The following is a 23,077-nucleotide window of genomic DNA, read 5'->3' on the forward strand; positions in this document are numbered from 1 at the left end:
AAGTGACTGCTGTCGATCTATTTGACGCCAGCGCTACGCCGCATACGCAATCAGTGATCTGACGTGTGCCGAGGATCGTGGTACATCTCATGTCGCGGACTTATTCATTCCGCCGAAGGGATGGCAGGAAGGACCGATCATCAGGAAATTCGTTCAGAAGGACTCTCGCGATTTCATGGCAGCCGGCATCGCTCCATGGAGCGCCACGCTGTCTCCGACTTACAGGTTGACTGACATGTATAAGTATCTCGCTTACGCAGCATATGGCTGGCTGGCCACTACTGGCGTTCTTCACTTCATTGTCGATGTGATGTCCCAGTACCTGCATGGAAAGCGTGAGCCGAGTCTGGAGACGAGCCTGTACTACGGGCTCAATTCCGCGTTCTCCTTGGGTCAGCTCGCCTTCGGAGTGCTTGGGTTGATGTTTGTTTGGCGTGCCATGGGTCCGCAGGTTGAGGCGCCTGTCTTTGTGCTTTCAATCCTGGCTGGGCTTGGTTGGCTCGTGATCACTTTCCTTTTCATGGAGTACTGGGAGCCAAAGTTAATGGTCGGAATTTTCTGCATCCTCATCCTTGGTGCATACGTAACGCACTGATTGCTGTATCGCAGCGTTGTCATGATGAAGCGGACTCTGTCCAGAGGCATTTAGGATCGCTTGGTCCACGCCTGTGAGCGGCTTTCCTGCGAAGATCGCGCCGCGTGGATAAGCCATGCTACGGGGCACTACCCGGAAGGAGTGTCATCCATTCGCAGCTGAAATGCTTGTCCGTAGCGCTCCCATCGGCAATGTCAAGAGAAGTAAAGTGCCCTCAAGGACTACGCTTTCCGTCAGAGCGCGCTCCAACATGACGGGCTACGCCGAAAATCCGTCATCAAGGCTTGGGTTTGAGCATTGCGAGAAGTAGATCTAACACCTCACGCACGCTCCCCAAGCCTTTTCTCTCTCCAGAACGTCCCCCGATCTGTAGATCGATGGCCCCATGCATGCTTGCATATATGAGTCCGGACAAGCGCACCGGGTCGCCTTGCGGCAACTCCCGGGTGTCCTGACACCAAGAGACGATCTTGATAAATATCTGGAAACATCCGAAAGCTGCAGCCTTCAGGTCCTCGTCCGCCACCACCGCCTGCGCGCTAAAGAGCAATCTGTAGCGATTGGGGTAGTCCAGCCCGAAACGAATGAAATCGTCGATGGCTTGGTCTAGAGCCTGTCGCGAGGTACTTCCCGAACTCAGTGCCCTTGTGAAGCATTGAGTCAAATTTTCAAAAGCCCGATACACAATCCATGCCAACAGCGCATTGCGATCCTTGAAATGCCGGTAGGGGGCATTGTGTGAGACGCAGACGCGCTCGGCGACGGATCTGAGGGTCACCGCAGCATCACCACCCTCGTCAAGGAGCTTCGTTGCTGCAAGACCGATACGTACTTTAGTTGATGTCATCATAGTCGGATGTTGACACTGTCCACCTTCGTCGTCTACCATGTTGACACTGTCAACGCAGGAGAGATCGAAATGAAAAGTGTCGTGGTTACGGGCGTTTCTTCGGGAATCGGCCGAGGAACTTTGAATGTCCTGATTGAACGCGGTTGGCATGTGTTTGGAAGCGTACGAAAAATCGAGGACATCAGATCTCTGAAAGATCAGTATGGGGACTCGTTTACCCCACTGCTGATGGATATTCAGGACGAGAGTGCTGTGCTGTCTGCTGCTGAACTGGTGCGCGAAGCACTGGGTGATCGGAATTTAGACGGTTTGGTGAACAATGCCGGCGGCTCATTTTCCGATCCGTTACTGCTTCAAAGTGTCGCGGACTTCAGGAAACAGATTGATATCAACCTGGTCGGCATGTTCGCTGTCATTCGGGCCTTTGCGCCTTTGCTAGGAGCTAGCTCTTCCCATAGCGATGCGAAAGGTCGAATCGTGAACCTAAGCTCCGTAGGTGGCACTTTTGGGCCGCCGTTTCTCGGAGCCTATTCTGCTGCGAAACACGGCGTGGAGGGACTTTCTGAGAGCTTGCGTCGTGAGCTGATGCTCGTAGGGATTGATGTGATAGTGATAGGTCCTGGTTCCGTGAGAACTGCGATCTGGGATAAGGCGGATGCAGCGTCGACGGACCATCTAACAGGAACGATATGGGAACACCCATTTCTAAAATTTAAAGCCGCTATGGCAGATGGTGGGCGAAAAGGCTTACCGCCAGAAGCCATTGGGCAGGCTGTAGAGGTTGCATTGACTGCTCGGAAGCCGCGTGTTCGATATGCCGTACTACCGCGCCGGGAATATCTCACAAATTTGCTTCCCCGCTTCCTGCCGGCCAGATGGGTGGATCGAGCTTTGGCAAGGCAGTTCGGTCTTTTATCCAGTTCTTAAGCCGCATCTCCTTGACGCCGTATTTCCACCCGGCGTCAACGCCCGTACGAGCGCAGCCGCTATTCACCCATATACAACGAGCGCCGCGTACTGGGAGCGGCATGACTTTCGAACGCGCAAAGCTTGTGGGTAACGGACGGAGGGCTCTCGGGGGAGGCAGGAGACAATAGCTAACGACGTTCCGCGGACAGAATTTTCTGAGAATGATCGAGGAGCGGGAAAACCGACGTTGGTTCAAACCCCTTGAGACGCTCCATCATATGTCAAGCGAGCGTTCTTGATCGCTGCATGGCTGCGATCGGCCCACCGGACAAACACGGTCAGAGGTTCGAGAATCGTTTCGCCTAGAGGCGTCAGGCAGTACTCGACGCTCGGCGGCTTGGTCGTGAACAACTTCCGCGCGATCAGTCCGTCGCGTTCCAGATCGCGGAAAGTCTGCGTCAGCATTCGCTTGGAGACGTCTGGAATCGCGCGCTGAACAGCGCCGAAGCGAAGAGGACCGTCCGCCAAAGTGACCAGGATGGCCCTTGCCAACGACTACCGTGCTACGCAACTTGGCTGCGCCAGCTTCACCAGGGAACATGAAATAGGTTGCTAGCGGAGCGTACATGGCAAGCCTGAACGTCCCTTCGGAGCAAGCCATGATCGTCGTCAACCGTCTCGGTTTGGCGCGATTGCCAACCGGCGGCTTCCTTCACGCGGGAGGCTTGCTCTATGGAATTGCGTCATCTCAGATGTTTTCTGGCTGTTGCCGAAGAACTTCATTTCGCCCGTGCTGCCGAGCGATTGCATATCGAGCAGTCGCCGTTGTCGCGTGCAATAAAGGAGTTGGAAGAAGACCTCGGAGTGAAATTGTTCGTCCGTACCACGCGCAGCACTCGGCTTACTCATGCCGGGAAGCTGTTTCTTGAGCGTGTGCCCCGTGTGTTCACCGCCTTGCAGCAGGCACACGACAGTGTGAAAGCCGCCGCCAATGGCTTTCACGGCCAGTTGCGGGTTGCACTCTCCGACGGCATCACGCCACTGCGATTCTCAACGTTTCTGGCCTTGTGCCGCCAAGAGGAACCTGAGACCGAGATTCGCTTGTCGGAGGTCCCGCTAGCGCAGCAAATCAAGGGCCTGCACGAGGATCTGTATGACGTAGGCTTTGCCCAATCGGACGAAGTTGGCGATGGCGTTATCGCGGAACCCGTTTGGGGTGATCCGCTGATGGTAGCAGTGCCTGCTCGCCATCCTCTCTTGAAGTACAAACGCATTCCCTTAGAGGAAGTTCTGCACTATCCGCTGGTACTCGGCGATCCTCAGACCTGCGAAGGCCATGTACGCCAGATAGATCGCGCGCTCCGACGAGTAGAGCAGGAGCCCCTGATTGTCGAGCGAGTCAGTACTATCGATCTATTGATGGCTTTGGTGTCGGCAGGTTTTGCTTTGGGGCTAGCTGGCGCCTCGCATATCGCAGCCAGCCGCGAGCCGGGCGTAGTGGCGCGCCCACTGGCCGGCCGCACGCCGATGCTCACCACTTATCTGTTGCGTCTGGACGGAGAGACGTCTCAGCCACTGGCGCGTTTCATCGAAAGGGTAAGTTCTACCGAATCGCCCAGTGGACAAAAGCCTTCCACAACACCCCCGTTTGATGGATTGAAGGAACCAAAGACATGAACAAGAGCATGGTGATGATACTCGCCGTGGCACTAGCCGCCTGCGGAAAATCCGAGTCAACCGAAACGGTAGCGTCGCTTGCGGCCAATCCCGAACGACTGAAGGAACTGCGCCAGCAGTGCAAAACAGATCGCGCCAAGCTAGGCGGCGAACTTTGCAATCGTGTGGCCGAGGCGTCGAATCGACGCTTCTTTGGAGACAGCAAGGTACCCTACAACCCGCCAAAGGAATCTCCTAAGTTCTGAGCGTAGCCAATTCGCACGCGATATCGGCTTCCTAAGCAGGCACGCTGCAATACGGCATTGCCCGAGGCATTTTCCCTCGATTCGCCGTGACGTGAAATCTTGCTTTTTCGTCGACCTTTGTCCCGATAACGGTCTTTGACCGTCCTTGAACTGACCCCGACCCTCGAGTGTGCGGCACGCCTTTGTGCCGCCGGTTGCGCAGGAGAGCGGAGGCCAGGATGCAAGGTCAAGGCGTGTTTTTCGGGCAGGTCGGTGTCGTCTTCGGCATCGCTATCGCCGGTGTGTGGATCGCCACACAGTGGACAGCCGCCGCACTGGGCTACCAGCTACGCCTAGGCTCGCCCTGGTTCGATTTCTTCGGCACGCCGGTCTATCACCCGTGGCGGTTGTTCGAGTGGTGGTTCTTCTTCGATGCTTATGCGCCCCGAGTCTTCGACACGGGCGGCGCGATTGCGGGCGGCAGCGGCTTGGTGGCTGTCGTGGTCGCCATCGCCATGTCCGTGTGGCGCTCGCGGCAATCGAAACTGGTGACGACCTACGGGTCGGCGCGCTGGGCCGACGCAGCTGATATTCGAAAGGCGGGACTAACGCAGCCCGCAGGCGTCTTCCTTGGTCGGCATGACGACCAATACCTGCGGCACGAAGGCCCGGAGCACGTCCTGACCTTCGCACCGACGCGATCCGGCAAGGGCGTCGGCCTGGTAGTTCCCACGCTGTTGAGCTGGCCAGCGTCCGCCGTCATTCACGACATCAAAGGCGAGAACTGGCAGATCACCGCCGGATGGCGTTCGCGCTTCTCGCACTGCCTCCTATTCAACCCCACTGATTCGAAGTCGGCGGCCTACAACCCGCTGCTGGAAGTCCGGCGCGGCGCGCATGAGGTGCGCGACGTACAGAACATCGCCGACATCCTGGTTGATCCCGAAGGTGCGCTGGAGCGCCGCAACCATTGGGAAAAGACTTCGCACGCGCTCCTGGTCGGCGCCATCCTGCATGTGCTCTATGCGGGAACCGATAAGACACTGCGCGGCGTCGCCAACTTCCTGTCCGATCCGGCGTGCCCGTTCGAGCTGACGCTGCATCGGATGATGACGACGCGGCATCTCGGAGATACGCCGCATCCCGTTGTCGCATCCGCCGCGCGCGAAGTGCTTAACAAGTCGGACAACGAGCGGTCTGGCGTGCTGTCCACGGCCATGTCCTTCCTCGGCCTGTACCGCGATCCCACGGTGGCCGAAGTCACATCGCGTTGCGACTGGCGCATCGCCGACCTGATCGCATCCGAGCATCCCGTCTCGCTGTACCTCGTCGTGCCGCCGTCCGACATCAGCCGCACGAAGCCACTGGTGCGGTTGATTCTCAACCAGATCGGCCGGCGTTTAACGGAATCGCTCGACGGCAGCGACGACATTGCACGCCGTCACAAGCTGTTGCTGATGCTCGATGAGTTCCCGGCACTGGGCCGGCTCGATTTCTTCGAGACAGCGCTGGCGTTTATGGCCGGCTATGGCATCCGCAGTTTCCTCATCGCGCAGTCGCTCAATCAGATCGATAAGGCCTACGGCCAGAACCATTCCATTCTCGACAACTGCCATGTGCGCGTGACATTCGCCACCAACGACGAACGCACCGCCAAGCGCATTTCCGAAGCGCTGGGCACCGCTACCGAGTTGCGCGCACAGCGCAACTACGCCGGCCACCGGCTCGCGCCTTGGCTGGGGCACCTGATGGTGTCGCGGCAAGAAACCGCGCGTCCGCTGTTGACGCCCGGCGAAATGATGCAACTCCCGCCGGACGACGGCGTGGTGATGGTGTCGAGCCTCGCGCCGATCAAGGCCAAGAAGTTGCGCTACTACGCCGACGCGAATTTCCAGCAGCGCGTGCTACCGCCGCCCACGCTCACCGCCGGGCGCTACGCCGATGCGCCGCCGCTCCGTCCAGACGACTGGAGCGGCTTGGCTATCCCTGTCGTACCTGCCGCTTCGACCGCAGCGCTGAACTTGACCGACAGCGAAGCCGCTGCCGACGACGGCGGACCGCGTCGACAACCGGAGCTATCCGAGGTCACCGAATACCTCCCCGACCAAGAGCCAGCGACCAGCGACCTGGCGCTGCTCGATGACGACGACTTGCCGTTGCCCCTTCCTCGCCAGCTCGACCCGGCCATGCAGCGCACGGCCCGGCTGGCATCCCTCGACCAACACGACGGAATCGAGCTATGAGCCAATACCGCCTCAACCTGTTCATTCCGCACGAGCACGCCAAGCGGCTCGACGAACTGGCCGCCAAGAAAGGCGTGTCCAAGTCGTCCATCGTCGCGGCGGCGCTAGCGTCCTGGCTGTCGCCGGACGCGGGCGACCAGCGCGAGGCCGCCATCGCCAAGCGGTTGGATCGACTGTCGCGCCAGTTCGAGAGGCTGGAGCGCGACCAGAACATCGAGATCGAAACGCTGGGGCTGTTTGTCCGCTACTTCCTGACGGTCAGCACGCCGGTTCCTGAAGCCCATCAAGACGCAGCACGCGCGCAAGGCAAAGCGCGCTTCGAGCAGTTCGTTGAACAACTCGGCCGCCACCTGATGCGCGGGCGCAGCCTGGTGCGCGACGTGGTGGAGGAACTGCATCCCGACACTTCTCACTTGGACGATGCGGCGGCTATGGCTGAGGCTCAGGAGCGTGCTTCATGAGCGCCATCCCCTCGACTGTCGGGCAGTCCTTCGCCACCACGTCGCTCGACCGGCGCATCCGCATGCTGCGCACGGCGATGGGACCGTTGATCGCCGCCGCGCTCGAAGACCCGGACGTGGTGGAAATCATGCTCAACCCCGATCGCACACTTTGGGTCGATCGCCTGTCGTCCGGCCGCGCGCCGCTGGGCGCAGAACTGTCAGAGGAAGACGGCGAACGCATCATTCGCTTGGTCGCCGCGCATGTTGGCGCGGAAGTCCATCGCGGCCAGCCGCTCTTGAGCGCTGAGTTGCCAGAAACCGGCGAACGCTTCGAGGGCATCCTGCCACCAGCCGCGCCGGGGCCAGCCTTCGCGCTACGCAAGCGCGCGGTGGGCGTGATCCCGCTGGAGCGCTATGTCTCCGACGGGATGATGACGGTCGAACAAGCCGAGTTCTTGCGGGGGGCAGTGCGCGAGCGACAGAACATCTTGATCGCTGGCGGCACCAGCACCGGCAAGACCACGCTCGCCAATGCCTTACTCGCGGAAATCGCCGCCACCGGCGACCGCGTGTTGGTGCTCGAAGACACCATCGAACTGCAATGCACGGCGCGCGACCACGTGCCGCTGCGCACGCGTGCCGGTGTCGTGTCGATGACCGAACTGGTTCGCGCCACGATGCGGCTGCGCCCCGACCGCGTGATCGTCGGCGAAGTACGCGGCGGCGAAGCGCTGGATCTCATCAAGGTGTGGGGCACCGGCCATCCCGGCGGCATCGCCACGATCCATGCCGGTTCTGCCGTCGGCGCGCTTTTGCGCCTGGAGCAACTGATTCTCGAAGTCGCTGTGAATCCGCCGCGGGCGCTCGTCGCCGAGGCCGTCAACGTCGTCATCCATATCGCCGGCCGTGGCCGGCGTCGCCGCATCGAGAGCATTGCCCGCGTCCTTGGTTTCGACGGCGTGGGCTATCGCCTCGCGGATGCACTGGAGCCACCGCTTCCAGAACTGCCGCTTTTTCCCCCATCCCCTGACCACCTTGGAGAACTGCCATGACACAGATGCACGCCCATACTTTCCGCATTTCCGTAAATCCGGCCTCAATCCTGGCTCGCCTGCGGCGCCTGGCTGGCCCCGCGCATCACGGCCTGCTGACCGCCGCCGTGATGCTGACGACGGCCGGCACGGCACGGGCTGCCGGTTCGTCGATGCCCTGGGAAGGCCCGCTCGAATCCATTCTCGAATCCATCCAAGGGCCGGTCGCGCGCATCGTTGCGGTCATCATCATCATCGCCACCGGCCTGGCGCTGGCCTTCGGCGACACGAGCGGCGGCTTCCGCAAGCTGATCCAGATCGTGTTCGGTCTGACCATCGCGTTCGCGGCGTCGAGCTTCTTCCTGTCGTTCTTCAGCTTCTCCGGCGGGGCCGTCGTATGAGCACGGCTAACGACTTGCCGGGCTTCGAGGTGCCACTTCACCGCTCGCTGACCGAGCCGATCCTGATGGGCGGCGCGCCGCGCACCGTGGCAATTGCCAACGGGACGCTGGCCGCTGCCGTCGGCCTGGGCCTGCAACTGTGGATTCCCGGCGTCGTGCTCTGGATCGTCGGCCATTCGCTGGCGGTGTGGGGGGCGCGCGTCGATCCGCAGTTCATGCAGGTGTTCGCTAAGCACATCAAGCACAAGCCGCTGTTGGACGTGTGAGGACCGAGCCATGTTGAATCTCGCCGAATACCGCCAGCGCCCCGCATTACTTGCCGACTGGCTGCCGTGGGCCGGACTGGTCGCGCCGGGTGTCGTCTTGAACAAGGACGGCAGTTTCCAGCGCACGGCGCGCTTTCGTGGCCCTGATCTGGACAGCGCGACGCAAGGCGAGCTGATCGCCACGACGGCGCGCTTGAACAACGCGCTGCGCCGACTCGGCGCCGGCTGGGCGCTGTTCGTCGAAGCCGAACGCCGGCCGGCGGCGGATTATCCGCGCTCGGATTTCCCCGAACCGTTGTCGTGGCTGGTGGACGAGGAACGGCGCGCGACCTTCGAGGAATCAGGCCACCACTTCGAGAGCGGCTATCACCTCACGCTGCAATACCTCCCGGCGGAGGAATCCCGCGCCCGCGCAGCGAAGCTGCTGTACGAGAACACGCCGACCGCAGGCGTGGACTGGCGCGAACGCATGACCGCGTTCGTCGCGGAAACGGGCCGCGTCTTCGACCTGCTCGATGGTGTGATGCCGGAGATCGACTGGCTCGATGACGCCGAAACGCTGACCTACCTGCATGCGACCGTCTCGACACGGCGCTACCGCGTCGCCGTGCCGGACGTGCCGTTCCACCTTGACGCGCTGCTTGCTGACGCGCCCTTGATCGGCGGCCTCGCACCAATGCTTGGCGACCAGCACCTGCGCATCGCCACGGTACGCGGCTTCCCAACCTCGACCTGGCCGGGGATTCTGGACGACCTCAACCGGCTGGGCTTCGCCTACCGCTGGAGCACGCGCTTTTTGTGCATGGACAAATCGGAGGCCGAAAAGGAACTCGGCCGCCTGCGCCGGCAGTGGTTCGCCAAGCGCAAGAACGTGGTGGCGCTTCTGCGCGAAACCATCTTCCAGCAGGAAAGCCCGTTGGTGGATACCGACGCCAGCAACAAATCGGCGGATGCCGACGCTGCCTTGCAGGAACTGGGCAGCGATCAAGTTGCCTTCGGCTACGTCACCGCGACCGTGACGGTGCTCGATGCCGATGCCAACACGGCTGACGAGAAGCTGCGCATGGTGGAGCGCGCGATTCAGGGTCGAGGGTTCGTGACGATTCCCGAAACCCTCAATTCGGTGGAGGCGTGGCTATCGTCGGTGCCAGGCAACGCCTACGCCAACGTGCGACAGCCCATCGTCTCGACGCTGAACCTCGCGCACCTGATGCCGGTATCGGCGGTGTGGGCCGGGCCGGAGAAGAACGCCCATCTCGACGGCCCGCCGTTGATCGTCACCCGCACCGAAGGCGCGACGCCGTTTCGGCTGGTGACGCACATCGGCGACGTGGGTCACACGCTGATCGCCGGCCCCACCGGCATGGGCAAGTCGGTCTTGCTTGCTACGCTGGCCATGCAGTTCCGCCGCTATCCCGGCTCGCGCATTTTCGCGTTCGACATGGGCCGCTCCATGCGGGCGACGGCGCTGGGCCTGGGCGGCGAATACTACGATCTCGGCGCTGATGGCGCGATCGCCTTCCAGCCGCTCGCGCACATCGACCGGGAGAGCTATCGAACCTGGGCCGCCGAATGGGTCGAAGGTCGCCTGACCCACGAAGGTGTCCCCGTCGGCCCCGACGAGAAGGCGGCCATCTGGTCGGCGCTCGGGAGTCTCGCCGGCGCGCCGGTCGAACAGCGAACGCTCACGGGCCTGTCGGTGTTGTTGCAGTCGAACGCGCTGCGCCAGGCACTCGCGCCCTACGTGCTCGGCGGCGCGCACGGCAGGCTGCTCGATGCCGATCACGACCGCCTGGGCGCGGCCGACGTGCAGTGCTTCGAGATGGAGGAGCTGATGCACAGCAAGGCTGCGGTGTTAGCTGTGCTGGGCTACCTGTTCGCGCGCTTCGATGAGCGGTTCGACGGTGCGCCGACTTTGCTGATCCTCGATGAATCCTGGCTGTTCCTCGACGATCCGGTATTCGCCGCGCGCATCCGCCAGTGGCTGAAGACGCTGCGCAAGAAGAACGTCAGCGTCATCTTCGCCACGCAGTCGCTTGCAGACATCAAGGATTCGAGCATCGCGCCCGCGATCATCGAAAGCTGCGCGAGTCGCATCTTCCTGCCGAACCCGCAGGCAACCGAGCCGCAGATTCGCACGATCTACGAAGGCTTTGGCCTCAACAGCCGCCAGATCGAGATCGTCGCCACCGCGCAGCCCAAGCGCGACTACTACTACCAATCCCGTGCAGGCAATCGCCTGTTCGACCTCGACTTGGGATCGGTCACGCTTGCATTCGCAGGCGCCTCGATGCCCCAGGACCAGCGCGCCATCGACGGCGTGCTGCGCGACGCAGGAGCGCCGGGCTTTGCTGGCGCCTGGCTGCGCCACAGCGGCCTGGATTGGGCGGCCGACCTGTTGCCGTCCGCGCCATCTGCCGCTTCCTTCCTCGCTTCTCAACCACTGGAGGTTTCACCATGAAGACCCGCTTGCTTTCCGCTTCCCTCGCCGTCGCGCTGTCTGGCTCGCTCATGCTCGCCCAGCCGGCATCCGCTATCACGGTCATCGACCCGACCAATCTCGTGCAGAACACGCTGACGGCGATCCGCACGATGGAAATGATCGAGAACCAGATCAACCAGCTCCAGAACGAAGCGCAAATGCTCGTCAATCAGGGGCGCAACCTGGCCAGCCTGCCATTCAACGTGGTCAACCGGCTGCGCTCGACGCTCGCTGCCACCGACCGGCTGATCGCGCAGGCGCAGGGGCTAGCGTTCGAGGTACAGAACATGAATCAGGACTTCGCGCGCCTGTACCCGGAGCAATACGCCGCCACCGTGAGTGGCAATCAGATGTACCAGGACGCACAACAGCGTTGGCGCAACACGATGGGCGGCTTGCAGACTGCGATGCAGATGCAGGCGCAGGTATCGCAGAACCTGACTGAAGACGAAAGCGTGCTGACGGATTTGGTCGGTCAGAGCCAGTCGGCCACCGGCGCTTTGCAGGCCCAGCAGGCGACCAATCAACTTCTGGCCTTGCAGGCGAAGCAATCCATCCAGGCGCAGCAGCTCCAGCTCACGCAGGGCCGCGCGACGGCGCTGGAACTGGCGCGGCAGGCTGCTGCCGTCGAACGTGGCCGCGAGGTAACACGGCGCTTCCTCGGCACCGGCACGCCGTACACGCCGCAGCCCGTGAACTTCTACAACAACTGACGGGCACTGCCATGACGCGCGCGCCTGTCCTTGTTGCCTTGTGCCTGCTGGCCGGCTGCGACCGGCCCCAGGCCCTCTCGGTCGATACGTTGGCCGCCGATCCGACGCGACTGCACACGCTGCGCGCGCAGTGCAGCCGTGGCGAGCACAACGGCGCGTTCTGCGAGCAAGTCGCCCAAGCCGATCTGCGGCGCTTCCTTTCCGGGCAGGCCGGGCCGGATGAATACCAGACGCTGACCGATCTGCCGCCGATTCCGGCCAGCTTCGATGACCCCATGGAGGGGCGGCCATGAACGACGTTGCCATTATCGACCGCTTCCTCAACGTCTTCTCCACCTACATCGATTCCGGCTTTGGCCTGTTGCGTGGCGAAGTCGCGTTCCTGACCGCCACGCTGGTCGTCATCGATATGACCCTTGCCGGCCTCTATTGGGCGCTCGGCCATGCCACCGGCCAGGGCGAAGACGTGATGGCGAAGCTCATCCGCAAGGTGCTCTATGTCGGTGCCTTCGCCTACATCATCGGCAACTTCAACTGGCTGGCGAGCATCGTGTTCCGCTCGTTCGCGGGACTGGGTCTGACCGCGACCGGATCGATCGACATGGCGACGTTTCTGCAGCCGGGGCGTCTCGCCAAGGCCGGCATCGATGCGGCTGCGCCAATCCTCGACCAGATCAGTGACATGGCCGGCTTTCCGGAAGTGTTCATCAACATCACGCCCATCGTCGTGATGTTCCTCGCCTGGCTGACCGTCATCGTCTGCTTCTTCGTGCTGGCGGTGCAGCTTTTCATCACGCTGATCGAGTTCAAGCTGACCACGCTTGCCGGTTTCGTCCTGGTGCCGTTCGCGCTCTGGAATAAGACCGCGTTTCTCGCCGAAAAGGTACTCGGCAACGTAGTGTCGTCGGGCGTCAAGGTATTGGTGCTGGCCGTCATCGTGGGCATCGGCACCGGCCTATTCGCCGAGTTCCAGGTTACACCCGACGAGCCATCCATCGAGCATGCGCTTGTCGTGATGCTGGCCTCGCTTGCCTTGCTGGCTCTTGGCATTTTTGGACCCGGCATCGCCACGGGGCTGATTTCCGGCGGTCCGCAACTCGGTGCGGGTGCGATGGCTGGCGCGGCCTTGGCCGCGGCCGGAACCGCTGTCGCGGTCGGTGCCGCTGCCACTGGCGTCGGTGGTGCTGTTGCGGCGGGAGCGCGTATGGCGCCAGCGGCCGCGAAGATGGCCGGCAGCGGTGCGCGTGCCGCCGCCTCGACCGCTGGTAGCGCGCGGTCGGCGTTTCAGGCCGGTTCTACCTCTGTCGGCGGTGGCGCGAAGGGTGCGATGGCTGGCCTGGGCAACGTCGCCAAGACCGGTGCGCAGGCGGTCGGCCAGAAGGCCGCCGCCGGCGCGCGCTCTTTCGGGCAACGAGCCGCAGCCGCCTTCAGCGGCGACGGTGCCGGGGCATCTGGTCCTGCTGCCACAGGCGAAGCCCCGACCAATGCAGCCAACCAACAACAACCCGCTTGGGCCAAGCACCTGCATCGCCGCCAGCAGATCGCCCACGCCGCAACTACCGCCGCGCACACGCTGCGCGGTGGTGACGGCGGCGGCTCGGCACAAGGCCCCAGCCTGAGTGATTCCAATTCATAAGGAGAACGAACCATGCGATTCAGACGACCGCAGGTGCGCTATGCCGATACGCCGCAACCTGCCACTCCGTATCAAGCCGCTGCGCAGGCATGGGACGAGCGCATCGGCTCGGCCCGCGTGCAGGCGAAGAACTGGCGGCTGATGGCCTTTGGCTCCTTCGTGCTCGCGCTGCTGATGGCGGGCAGTCTGGTGTGGCTTTCGGCGCAATCCATCGTGACGCCCTATGTGGTTGAGGTGGACAAGTCCGGTCAGGTACGCGCGGTCGGCGAAGCCGCCACACCATACCGGCCGGAGGATGCGCAGGTCGCTTTCCACCTAGCGCACTTCATCACGCTGGTTCGCTCGCTGTCGATCGATCCCATCGTCGTGCGGCAAAACTGGCTCGATGCCTATGACTACACCACCGACCGCGGTGCGGCAGTGCTCAACGACTACGCGCGTACGAACGATCCGTTTGCGCGCGTCGGCAAGGAGTCGGTGACGGTGCAAATCACCAGTGTCGTGCGCGCCAGCGATTCGTCATTCAACGTGCGCTGGACGGAGCAACGTTTCGTCAACGGCGCACCGGCCGGCACCCAACGCTGGAACGCAGTGATTTCCGTCGTCCTGCAAACCCCGCGTACCGAGCAACGCCTGCGCAAGAACCCGCTGGGCATCTACGTTAACGGCCTGTCGTGGAGCCGCGAGCTGGATGCGTCTGAAGGAGCCAAGCCATGAACCTGTCTTTCCGCTTTTACGCTTTTGTCCTGACCTTGGCGGCCCTGTCGGGCTGCGCCTCGCAGGGCAAGCCACCGCCGCACATCTCACTCGATGAGCCGGTGCTGGCGCAGCCGTTGCCCGAACCACCAAAGCCGGTGGAAGTGGTGGAGATGCCGAAGGTGCTGCCGATGCCGGCGCAGATGAAGCCGCTACCTGACGTGGATGAAGCCAAGCCCGCGCAGGAGCCGGCCGACGAAACCATGCGCGTCTCGCGTGCGAACGCCGAGGCGCGCATTGCGCCGACTCGCGAAGGCTACGTCAACGCGATTCAGGTGTGGCCGTTCACCGATGGCGCGCTGTACCAAGTCTATGCCGCGCCGGGACGCGTCACCGTCGTATCGCTCCAGCCGGGCGAGGAGCTGGTGACGGTGGCCGCCGGCGACACCGTGCGCTGGATTGTCGGCGATACGTCAAGCGGAGCCGGCGACAAATTGCGCGTCAACGTGCTGGTAAAGCCCACCCGGTCGGGCCTCAAGACCAATCTGGTCGTCACGACGAACCGCAGGACATACCTGCTGGAGCTGACCTCGACAGAAAAAACATGGATGGCATCGGTGTCCTGGGACTATCCGAAAGACCGGATGTTGGCCTTGCAGCGCCAGTCGCAGGCCGCGCAGGCGACTGCGCCGGTCGATACCGGTTTATCGCTGGAGAAGATCCGCTTCCGCTATGCGGTCAGCGGCAGCAATCCACCGTGGAAGCCGCTGCGTGCCTTCGACGATGGCGAGAAGGTCTATATCCAGTTCCCGGAAGGCATCGCTCAGGGCGAGTTGCCGCCCTTGTTCGTGATCGGTGCGCAGGGCGACGGTCAACTGGTGAATTACCGCTTTCGCTTACCGTACTACATCGTCGATCGGCTGTTCGGCGCGGCCGAACTTCGCCTGGGCGGTGACAAGGGCGACGTGGTGCGCATCGAGCGCACGGATGGCAGGCGGGGGAACTGACCATGAGCGAGGAAGAAACCCCAGACGTGCCAATTCCCGATGCTGCGCCGAAGGTCGCGCCCGAGAATGTGGCGCTGCGGGCTCAGCCGCGCCCCGTGACACGCTTGAATCGGCGGACACTGGCGCTGCTGACAGGCGGCCTCGGCGTCGTCGTTCTGGGCGCAACGATATTGTCATTACAGCCGACGCATCGGCGCGGCGGCAACGAGCCGGCCGAGCTTTACAACGTCGATCGAGTCTCGCGTTCCGAAGGACTGGACCAGCTTCCAGCCGATTACTCCAAGCTGCCGCCCAAGGTGCCGGAACTGGGGCCGCCGTTGCCCGGCGATCTGGGGCCGGCCATCGTGAAGGCAGAGCAGCCGGCCGTGGCCAGCTACAGGCCGCCTGGCCATGACCCCGCCGCTGCCGAGCGTGACGCGCGGCGCAAGGAAGCCGAAGCGGCAGCGGGATCGTCAGTGTTCTTCCACTCCAGCAACCAACGCGCCGCTAACGCGCCGGCGCAGGTGGCCGCTGCCAGCCCAACTCCTGGCTTGGCGGGCTTCGATCCGCAGGCCGCTGGGCCAGCCTCGACGGCGGCCCAGCCCGCCGACCCGACGGCCTTACAGAACAGGCAAGACCAGAAGGAGGCGTTCCAGCAAGCCGGAACCACGGACCCACGGAATTCCGGCAACCTGCAAATGCCGACTTCGCCGTACCAGGTAATGGCTGGCACGGTGATCGCGGCCGCGCTCGTAACGGGCATCAAGTCCGACCTGCCGGGTGACGTGATCGGCACAGTGACGGAGCCGGTGTACGACACCGCGACCGGCCGCTATCTGCTAATACCGCAGGGGTCGCGCATCTTCGGGAAGTACAACAGCCAAGTCGCTTATGGGCAAAGCCGTGTGCAGGTGGTGTGGAACAGGGTCATTCTGCCGGACACGTCCTCGCTCACGCTGGACAACCTAGCCGGCACAGACCCAGCCGGCTATGCCGGACTGGAGGATGGCGTCGATTGGCATTGGGGTCGCATCTTCGCTGGTGCGGCGTTGACGACGCTGCTGGGCGTCGGCGCCGAACTGGCCGCGCCGGAGAACCGCCAGGGCGACGATCGCGTCATCATCGCCGGCCGCGACAGCCTGCAGGACAGCGTGAACCAGGCCGGGCAGGAGATGACCCGGCGCAATCTCAACATCCAGCCAACTCTGACAGAGCGGCCAGGCCTGCCGGTGCGCATCATCGTCAACCGCGACCTTGTGCTGCGGCCCTACCAACCGTTGTTCTTCAACCGGAGCACTTCACGATGAGCACGACGCGCAAGCTACGACTGGGCCCGTTGCCCAAGACCGAAAGCGTCAAGCTGACCTTCGCTTGCCCGGCCAGCCTTAAGACCGATCTTGAACGCTACGCCGCGCTGCACGCGCAGGCCTACGGCGAAGTAGTCGATGCGACCACACTGATCCCTCACATGCTTGAGGCGTTCATGGCGGGCGATCGGGGGTTCAGGAAAGGAGGCGGGGCCAAGGCCCCGCCCCCGAAACCTGGCTGACGACGTTTCGACCATCGGCAGCCCAAGGGCTGCGCTTTCACTTTCAGCGGTGAGAAGGATGAGACAATGCTCCGATGGTTGCTCTACTGCCCACCATGACGCGATGAGGCTTTCTGCCGCGATGCTCCTATGTGGTTCCTAGCCCTTCAAGCCGGAAGCCCTGAAAGCAACCTCAATCCGGTCTAACTCGTTGTCCTGTATAGCCTTCTGATGCGACCTGCATTCAGTCAAAGCGCTTGACATGAGCCCTTTTTTATGACCGCCGCTTCAGGCTCCCGGCATCAACACCGGTTCCTGCTCCAGCTCCACGCCGAAGCGTTGCCGCACGTCTTCCCTAACCGCCGCCGCGAGACTCAATACATCAACGGCGGTGGCGCCACCATGATTGACCAGTACCAGCGCCTGCTGGTCGTGCATGCCCACCGGGCCAAGACGGCGGCCCTTCCAGCCGCTGCGCTCGATCAGCCAGCCCGCCGCCAGTTTCCGGCCTTCGGCCACCGGGAAAGAAACCAGATCCGGATAGCGCTCCAGCAACCGCTGGTAGTGAGTCAGCGAGACCACCGGATTCTTGAAAAAACTGCCGGCATTGGGCAGCGTCGCCGGATCCGGCAGCTTGCTTTGGCGCAACGCGATGACGGCTTCGCGCACCCGCGCCGGCGTCACCGGCCCGTCGCCTGCGAGCCGCTCCGCCAGCCCGCCATAGTCCAATCGGAAAGAGTCCAATCGGCAGGCGTTGCCACGGCGCAGATTCAACGTCAGGTGGGTAATAATGAATTCACCCCGGCAGCGACTCTTGAACAGGCTGTCCCGATAGGCGAATTCGCACTGGTCGGCATCGAAGCTGATATTGCTGCCGTCTTCCACCGACACCGCTTCCACCGTCGATACCACTTCCGCCAGCTCCACACCGTAGGCACCGATGTTCTGGAATGGCGCCGCGCCGGCGTTGCCGGGAATCCAGGAAAGATTCTCCAGCCCCTGCCAGCCGGCAGCGACGGTGTCCGCCACCAGCCGGTCCCAGACCACGCCCGCGCCAACCCGGACCTGGGCCAGGCCCTCATCCACCTGCCGATAGCTTACCTCATCGAACACCGGCATCACCGTCAGGCCGGGCAAGTCCCCGGTCAGCACCAGGTTGCTGCCACCACCGAGTACGAACAGCGGATCCGCCCCGCGCCCGGTCAACACCCGGGCCAGTTCATCCACATCGGCGGGACGGGCCAGCCGCTCGGCGCGGGCCGGCAGGGCCAGGGTATTGGCGGTGCTCAGATCCACATCGGTGTCGATCACAGCGATGCCCGCAACTGTTCCAGCCACAGCTCGCTGGCCCGTTCCACCAGATCCAGCACCTGATCGAAGCCGTCTTCACCACCGTAATAAGGGTCCGGCACTTCCTCCGGTTCCCCTACTCCGAGCACTTCGAGAAAGCGGGCCACCCGAGCCCGCCCCTGGGCCGGCGCCAGCGCGGAGACGTCATGGAAGTTGCTGTGGTCCATGCACAGAATGAGGTCGAAACGGTGAAAGTCATCCACCCTGATCTGACGGGCACGCAGTTCATCCATGACGTAACCGCGCCGGGCCGCGGCGGCGGCGGCACGGCGGTCCGGGGCCCGGCCGATGTGCCAGTCACCGGTGCCGGCGCTGTCGATCTCCAGCCGGCCGTTCAGCCCCGCCGCGGCCACCCGCTGGCGGAATACCGCCTCGGCGGTGGGCGAACGGCAGATATTGCCCAGACAAACGAACAACACCGCCGGCTTGTCAGCATCAGTCATGCGCCCCTCCCCGCAGCAAAGTCCGCATACGTTCCAGATCCTCCGGCGTATCCACGCCACCGGGCACGTCCTTGCAGGCCGGCGCCACATGAATCGCCGCGCCATTAGCCAGTGCCCGCAATTGTTCCAGGGATTCCAGTTTCTCCAGCGGCGCCGGCGGCCAGTTGACGAACTGGTGCAGAAAACCGGCACGGTAGGCATAGATACCAATGTGCCGCCACCATTCCCCGTCACCAAGCTGCTCTCGATCCTTGGCGAACGCGGTGCGATCCCAGGGAATCGGCGCCCGCGAGAAATACAGGGCACGGCCACGGTTGTCGAACACCACCTTGCAAATGTCCGCGCTGAACAGGTCCCCGGCGGCGGTGATCGGCTCGCATAACGTGGCCATCTGACAATCCGGATTGGCGGCCAGATTTTCCGCCACCTGATTGATCACCTCCGGCGGAATCAGGGGCTCGTCCCCCTGCACATTGACGATGATGTCGTCGTCGGCGAGCCCCAGTTGCGTCACCACTTCCTGTAAACGATCGGTACCGGAAGGATGATCCGGCCGCGTCATCACCACCGGACAGCGTTCGCCCACGGCATCGGCGATACGCTGATCATCGGTGGCCACCCACACCTGCCCGGCGGCGCTGAGCAGGCAGCGCTCCGCCACCCGCAACACCATCGGCTTACCGGCCAGATCCGCCAACGCCTTGCCCGGCAGACGCGCCGACGCATAGCGGGCCGGCACCACCACGGAAAAACTCATTCTCTCTCCTTCTCGACGGATTCCGGCGCCGTTGCGGACGGCGCCGAATCCGGATTCAATGCGCGGTCGATCATGGCGTCCAGCACCGTGCCCGGCAAGGCGGCCCGCACCGGCAGCATCCATAGTCGGGTATTGTCGAAGCCCTGGCATTTGACCGCGTCTTTCTCGGTCATCACCACCGGGCGACCATCGGCGAACGCCAGATCCTCGGGTTTAAAAGCATGGTGGTCGGCAAACGCATGCGGCGTCACCGCCAGCCCCAGTACCGCCAGGGAACGAAAAAAGCGCTCCGGGTGGCCAATACCGGCAACCCCGTGCACGGCGCCAAAGCGCTCTCTGAACGCCTCGCCGTCCAGGGTCAGGCCATCGCTCAAACGGGTCAGTTTACCGGGTTTGAGATGCATGGTGACGGCCCGCGGCCAGACGCCGCCATTGGCCACCAGAAAATCCACCTGATCAAGACGGCTGGCCGGTTCCCGCAGCGGGCCGGCGGGCAGGCAGCGGCCATTGCCGAGCCCCCGGCGGGCATCGATCACCACGATCTCGGCGGAACGGGGCAAGGCATAATGCTGCAGGCCATCGTCACTGATCACCAGGTCCGGTGCCAGCTCACGCACCACATAGTTCAAGGCACGGTCGCGGCGTGGATCCAGCACCACCGGCACTCCGGCCCGGCGCACGATCAACAGGGGTTCATCACCGACCACCGCGGGGTCGCTGGACGGCGTCACGGTCATCGGGTAGCGGCCGGCCTTGCCACCATAGCCCCGGGAGATCACCACCACGCTGAGGCCACACTCGCTGGCGCGCTGCGCCAGAGCTACCACCAGCGGGGTCTTGCCGGTGCCACCGACGGTGATATTGCCGACCACCAGCACCGGCACCGGCGGCGCTGTCCGCTGCCGCCGGAAGGCGTCCAGACGGCGTCCGGCCACCCGCCCCACCAGCCATCCCAGAGGGCGTAGCGGCGTCAGCCAGGGGCTGCCTTGATACCAGCCCCGCTCCACACGGCGGGCGAAATCAGTCATTAACGTCGTCGGCGAAATCCATCTTGTAGAGTTGAGTGTAGAGTCCATTCTTTTCCAACAGCTCGGCGTGAGTGCCCTGTTCAATCAACTGGCCCTGATCCAGCACCAGAATACGGTCCGCTTTCTCAATAGTGGACAGGCGATGGGCGATCACCAGCGTGGTGCGGCCTTCCATCAGACGTTCCAGCGCCTTCTGGATATGGTGTTCCGATTCCGTGTCCAGCGCACTGGTGGCCTCATCCAGAATCAGGATCGGCGCGTCCTTGAGCAGCGCCCGGGCGATGGCCACGCGCTGGCGCTGGCCACCGGAAAGCTGAGCGCCGTCCTGGCCGACCATGGTGTCCAGGCCCTTGTCCAGGCCCTGAATGAAATCCCAGGCATAGGCGTTACGGGCGGCCTGCTCCACCGCCGCCTCGTCGGCATCGCGCATCTCGCCATAGGCGATGTTGTTGCGCACGGTATCGTTAAACAGCACCACTTTCTGGCTCACCATGGCGATCTGATGGCGCAATTCCACCAGCTTGTAGTCCGGCAGCGGCACGCCATCGAGCAGCACCGAGCCCTGGTCCGGATCGAAGAACCGGGGCAGCATGGCGGAGATGGTGCTCTTGCCGGCGCCGGAGCGGCCAATCAGCGCCACTGTCTCACCGCTGCGAATGGAGAAACTGAGATTACGCAGCACCGGCTGATTCGGGTCATAGCCGAAGGTGACATCGCGGAACTCCACGTTGCCCTCGGTGCGCGGCAGCGTCAGTTGCCCCAGGTCCTGCTCCACCGGGCGGTCCATCAATTCAAACAAAGAAGAAGCGCCGGTAACACCACGCTGGATCTTGACGTTGACGTCGGTGAGCTGCTTGAGCGGTTTCTGTACCATGCCGGCGGCGGCGATGTAGGACAGGAAACCGCCCACGGTAAGCTGCTCGCCCATCATCGTGATATACAAATAAGTGATGGCGCCGATACCCACCGCCACGAACAACTGCACGATCACCGTGGAAGCGATCTTGCTGGCATTGAGCTTGGTATTCTGGCGCGCGAACCGGCGGCTGACACTGTGAAAGCGGTCCCCTTCCAGTTTCTGACCACCGAAAATCTTCACCGCCTGATTACCCTCGATGGCTTCACCGAGAAACTGGGTGATGTTACCCATGGACGACTGAATGCGGCGGCTGATATGGCGGAACCGTTTGCTGGTGACGTTCACCACCAGACCGATCACCGGCGCCACCACCAGCAGAATCAGCGTCAGTTTCCAATTCTGATAGAACAGGAACGCCATCAGCCCGATCACCGTCAGTCCTTCCCGGAAAATCACCATCACCGCGTCGGTGCCGGCGCTGGTCACCTGCTGGGCATCGAAGATGATCTTCGACATGATGCGCCCGGAAGCGTTGTTGTTGTACTCCGACTGGGGCAGCCGCAGCACATGGCCAAACACTTCATTACGCATGAAATAGACGATTTCCTGAGCCACCCAGGCCAGGGTGTAACTGCCGAGGAACTGCCCGACGCCCTGAGCCAGGGCGATGATCAGCGGCGCGATGGACACCACCAGCACCCGGTAAGGCTGTGGATCCAGCACGGTTTCACCCAGATAGCCGGCCAGTTGAGCGGCGGCGGCCTGAGTGCCGGCATAGATGGCATAGCCGAAAAAACTGGCGAGTAACAGAAGCCAGTGGGGTTTTACATAGCGCAGCAGCCGTTTATACGTTTGCCATGCACTTTCCGATTGTTGGCTCATTGGCCCTCTTCAGCGGCTTCACGTGTAGTGAGCGACAGCTTATCAAAGCCCAGCTGGCCCGCCACGTCCATCACCGTCACCACCGCCTGGTAGCTGGCGTAGGCATCGGCGGTGATCAACATGGGCCACCCGGTTTTGTCCTGGCCCAGCCGCAACAGTGCGGAGCGCAGGCCGGCGTCGCTGTTATCGATCAGTTTTTCGCCGTTGATCACATACTCACCCGCCGACGACACCAGAATCTCCACCGCCTGGGGCGCCTGTTCCGGTGGTATGCCCTGCGCTTCCGGCAGAGTCAGCGACAACTGCGTTTCGCGGGTGAAAGTGGTGGATACCATGAAGAAAATCAACAGCAGGAACACCACATCGATCAACGGCGTCAGGTTGACGCTGATTTCTTCCTGCCGGGGCCGTGGGAATTTCACGACTTCGCTCCTTGCCCCTGCTCCGGCTCGCGGTCACCGTGCACCAGATCGACCAGATGCACCGCGTTTTGTTCCAGCCCGACGGTGATCTCCTCCACCCGGCGCACAAAGAAGCGGTGGAAGAAAATCGCCGGAATCGCCACCACCAGCCCGCCGGCGGTGGTCAGCAGGGCCTGGGAAATGCCGCCGGCAAGCTGGGCCGCATCGCCGGTGCCATGAATCATGATCGCGGCGAACACATCGATCATGCCCACCACCGTGCCGAGCAGGCCCAGCAAGGGGGTGATGGCGGCGACCGAGCCCAGCGTCGCCAGATATTTCTCCAGGTCGTGGACCACCCCGGTGGCCGCCTCCTGAATGCTCTCCTTCATGATCTCACGGCCATGGCGGGCATTGGCCAGCCCCGCCGCCAGAATCACACCGAGGGCGGACTGCGATTTCAAGGTTTCCAGCCGCTCATCGGACAGTTGCCCTTTCTTCAACCACCCCTGCACTTCCGCCAGGGTGCCCGCCGGCGCCAGCCGGGACGGACGTAAAGTCCAGAACCGTTCCGCCACGATGGCCAGCGCCACCACCGAACAGATCAGGATCGGGAGCATCATCCAGCCCCCGGACTGCACCAATTCCTGCACGTTATTATCCCCTTGCTCAGTTGC

At 62.9% G+C, this 23,077-nt stretch carries 26 protein-coding genes; 17 read left to right on the top strand and 9 right to left on the bottom strand.

The features are described 5' to 3' along the window. Positions 1 to 235: 235 nt before the first annotated feature. Entirely contained in the window at positions 236 to 595 is a 360-nt protein-coding gene (locus B5T_RS13765) for a hypothetical protein (protein WP_014995123.1), read from the top strand. Between the two features lie 277 nt (positions 596 to 872). Here B5T_RS13765 and B5T_RS22345 read toward each other — a convergent pair whose 3' ends face one another. Next, positions 873 to 1,484, bottom strand: coding sequence for a TetR/AcrR family transcriptional regulator (locus B5T_RS22345; RefSeq protein WP_167321218.1), 612 nt, complete (start codon positions 1,482 to 1,484; stop codon positions 873 to 875). Positions 1,485 to 1,514: 30 nt separating this feature from the next. Between B5T_RS22345 and B5T_RS13780 the strand changes: the two genes are divergently transcribed. Then, positions 1,515 to 2,372: an SDR family NAD(P)-dependent oxidoreductase gene (locus tag B5T_RS13780; protein WP_014995125.1), complete on the top strand. Its 858-nt coding sequence runs from the start codon at positions 1,515 to 1,517 to the stop codon at positions 2,370 to 2,372. Between the two features lie 234 nt (positions 2,373 to 2,606). On the opposite strand, the gene B5T_RS23850 is transcribed toward B5T_RS13780, so the two are convergent. After that, positions 2,607 to 2,906, bottom strand: coding sequence for a winged helix-turn-helix transcriptional regulator (locus tag B5T_RS23850; RefSeq protein ID WP_014995126.1), 300 nt, complete (start codon positions 2,904 to 2,906; stop codon positions 2,607 to 2,609). A gap of 180 nt (positions 2,907 to 3,086) precedes the next feature. Here B5T_RS23850 and B5T_RS13790 point away from each other — a divergent pair, with 180 nt between their 5' ends. The 15 genes from B5T_RS13790 (at position 3,087) to B5T_RS13860 (ending at position 16,701) form a co-directional block, all read left to right on the top strand. Further along, positions 3,087 to 4,031, top strand: coding sequence for a LysR family transcriptional regulator (locus B5T_RS13790; RefSeq protein WP_014995127.1), 945 nt, complete (start codon positions 3,087 to 3,089; stop codon positions 4,029 to 4,031). Further along, entirely contained in the window at positions 4,028 to 4,276 is a 249-nt protein-coding gene (locus tag B5T_RS13795) for an EexN family lipoprotein (protein WP_014995128.1), read from the top strand. Before B5T_RS13790 ends, B5T_RS13795 begins: the two co-directional genes overlap by 4 nt. A 218-nt stretch (positions 4,277 to 4,494) precedes the next feature. Further along, positions 4,495 to 6,498 carry a conjugal transfer protein TraG gene (locus tag B5T_RS13800; protein ID WP_014995129.1) on the top strand — a complete coding sequence of 668 codons (2,004 nt, stop codon included), beginning with the start codon at positions 4,495 to 4,497 and terminating at the stop codon, positions 6,496 to 6,498. Further along, complete coding sequence (locus B5T_RS13805) at positions 6,495 to 6,959, top strand: ribbon-helix-helix protein, CopG family (protein ID WP_014995130.1); 465 nt, start codon at positions 6,495 to 6,497, stop codon at positions 6,957 to 6,959. The genes B5T_RS13800 and B5T_RS13805 overlap by 4 nt, the downstream gene beginning before the upstream one ends. After that, a complete protein-coding gene (gene trbB / locus B5T_RS13810; protein ID WP_014995131.1) occupies positions 6,956 to 7,993 on the top strand; it encodes a P-type conjugative transfer ATPase TrbB in 1,038 nt (345 codons plus the stop codon). The genes B5T_RS13805 and trbB overlap by 4 nt, the downstream gene beginning before the upstream one ends. Beyond that, positions 7,990 to 8,373, top strand: a complete 384-nt coding sequence (locus B5T_RS13815; protein WP_014995132.1) for a TrbC/VirB2 family protein — start codon at positions 7,990 to 7,992, stop codon at positions 8,371 to 8,373. The genes trbB and B5T_RS13815 overlap by 4 nt, the downstream gene beginning before the upstream one ends. Next, a complete protein-coding gene (locus tag B5T_RS13820; protein WP_014995133.1) occupies positions 8,370 to 8,639 on the top strand; it encodes a VirB3 family type IV secretion system protein in 270 nt (89 codons plus the stop codon). The genes B5T_RS13815 and B5T_RS13820 overlap by 4 nt, the downstream gene beginning before the upstream one ends. 10 nt (positions 8,640 to 8,649) lie before the next feature. Then, positions 8,650 to 11,100: a conjugal transfer protein TrbE gene (gene trbE, locus B5T_RS13825; protein ID WP_014995134.1), complete on the top strand. Its 2,451-nt coding sequence runs from the start codon at positions 8,650 to 8,652 to the stop codon at positions 11,098 to 11,100. Continuing rightward, on the top strand, positions 11,097 to 11,834 hold the full coding sequence (gene trbJ, locus B5T_RS13830) for a P-type conjugative transfer protein TrbJ (RefSeq protein WP_014995135.1): 738 nt from the start codon (positions 11,097 to 11,099) through the stop codon (positions 11,832 to 11,834). Before trbE ends, trbJ begins: the two co-directional genes overlap by 4 nt. Before the next feature lie 11 nt (positions 11,835 to 11,845). Then, positions 11,846 to 12,127 (top strand): hypothetical protein, encoded by a 282-nt coding sequence (locus B5T_RS13835; RefSeq protein ID WP_014995136.1) that lies wholly within the window; start codon positions 11,846 to 11,848, stop codon positions 12,125 to 12,127. After that, positions 12,124 to 13,470: a P-type conjugative transfer protein TrbL gene (gene trbL, locus B5T_RS13840; protein WP_014995137.1), complete on the top strand. Its 1,347-nt coding sequence runs from the start codon at positions 12,124 to 12,126 to the stop codon at positions 13,468 to 13,470. The genes B5T_RS13835 and trbL overlap by 4 nt, the downstream gene beginning before the upstream one ends. Positions 13,471 to 13,482: 12 nt before the next feature. Then, positions 13,483 to 14,187, top strand: a complete 705-nt coding sequence (gene trbF / locus B5T_RS13845; RefSeq protein ID WP_014995138.1) for a conjugal transfer protein TrbF — start codon at positions 13,483 to 13,485, stop codon at positions 14,185 to 14,187. Beyond that, entirely contained in the window at positions 14,184 to 15,173 is a 990-nt protein-coding gene (trbG, locus tag B5T_RS13850) for a P-type conjugative transfer protein TrbG (RefSeq protein WP_014995139.1), read from the top strand. The genes trbF and trbG overlap by 4 nt, the downstream gene beginning before the upstream one ends. Before the next feature lie 2 nt (positions 15,174 to 15,175). Then, the gene (locus B5T_RS13855; RefSeq protein WP_014995140.1) at positions 15,176 to 16,459 is read left to right on the top strand and encodes a TrbI/VirB10 family protein; all 1,284 of its coding nucleotides are present in this window, start codon (positions 15,176 to 15,178) and stop codon (positions 16,457 to 16,459) included. Beyond that, the gene (locus B5T_RS13860) at positions 16,456 to 16,701 is read left to right on the top strand and encodes a DUF2274 domain-containing protein (RefSeq protein WP_014995141.1); all 246 of its coding nucleotides are present in this window, start codon (positions 16,456 to 16,458) and stop codon (positions 16,699 to 16,701) included. Before B5T_RS13855 ends, B5T_RS13860 begins: the two co-directional genes overlap by 4 nt. A gap of 267 nt (positions 16,702 to 16,968) precedes the next feature. On the opposite strand, the gene murB is transcribed toward B5T_RS13860, so the two are convergent. From murB to B5T_RS13895, 7 genes are read right to left on the bottom strand one after another with little or no spacing between them, the layout of a single operon-like run. Next, positions 16,969 to 17,991: a UDP-N-acetylmuramate dehydrogenase gene (gene murB / locus B5T_RS13865; protein ID WP_014995142.1), complete on the bottom strand. Its 1,023-nt coding sequence runs from the start codon at positions 17,989 to 17,991 to the stop codon at positions 16,969 to 16,971. Then, on the bottom strand, positions 17,988 to 18,473 hold the full coding sequence (locus B5T_RS13870) for a low molecular weight protein-tyrosine-phosphatase (RefSeq protein WP_014995143.1): 486 nt from the start codon (positions 18,471 to 18,473) through the stop codon (positions 17,988 to 17,990). The genes murB and B5T_RS13870 overlap by 4 nt, the downstream gene beginning before the upstream one ends. Further along, complete coding sequence (gene kdsB / locus B5T_RS13875) at positions 18,466 to 19,230, bottom strand: 3-deoxy-manno-octulosonate cytidylyltransferase (RefSeq protein ID WP_014995144.1); 765 nt, start codon at positions 19,228 to 19,230, stop codon at positions 18,466 to 18,468. Before kdsB ends, B5T_RS13870 begins: the two co-directional genes overlap by 8 nt. After that, on the bottom strand, positions 19,227 to 20,258 hold the full coding sequence (gene lpxK, locus B5T_RS13880) for a tetraacyldisaccharide 4'-kinase (protein ID WP_014995145.1): 1,032 nt from the start codon (positions 20,256 to 20,258) through the stop codon (positions 19,227 to 19,229). The genes kdsB and lpxK overlap by 4 nt, the downstream gene beginning before the upstream one ends. Beyond that, positions 20,251 to 21,999: a lipid A export permease/ATP-binding protein MsbA gene (gene msbA, locus B5T_RS13885; protein ID WP_014995146.1), complete on the bottom strand. Its 1,749-nt coding sequence runs from the start codon at positions 21,997 to 21,999 to the stop codon at positions 20,251 to 20,253. The genes lpxK and msbA overlap by 8 nt, the downstream gene beginning before the upstream one ends. Next, positions 21,996 to 22,421: an ExbD/TolR family protein gene (locus B5T_RS13890; protein ID WP_014995147.1), complete on the bottom strand. Its 426-nt coding sequence runs from the start codon at positions 22,419 to 22,421 to the stop codon at positions 21,996 to 21,998. Before B5T_RS13890 ends, msbA begins: the two co-directional genes overlap by 4 nt. Then, the gene (locus B5T_RS13895; RefSeq protein ID WP_014995148.1) at positions 22,418 to 23,053 is read right to left on the bottom strand and encodes a MotA/TolQ/ExbB proton channel family protein; all 636 of its coding nucleotides are present in this window, start codon (positions 23,051 to 23,053) and stop codon (positions 22,418 to 22,420) included. The genes B5T_RS13890 and B5T_RS13895 overlap by 4 nt, the downstream gene beginning before the upstream one ends. Between the last annotated feature and the right edge of the window lie 24 nt (positions 23,054 to 23,077).

The organism is Alloalcanivorax dieselolei B5 (assembly GCF_000300005.1).
GTDB lineage: Bacteria > Pseudomonadota > Gammaproteobacteria > Pseudomonadales > Alcanivoracaceae > Alloalcanivorax > Alloalcanivorax dieselolei.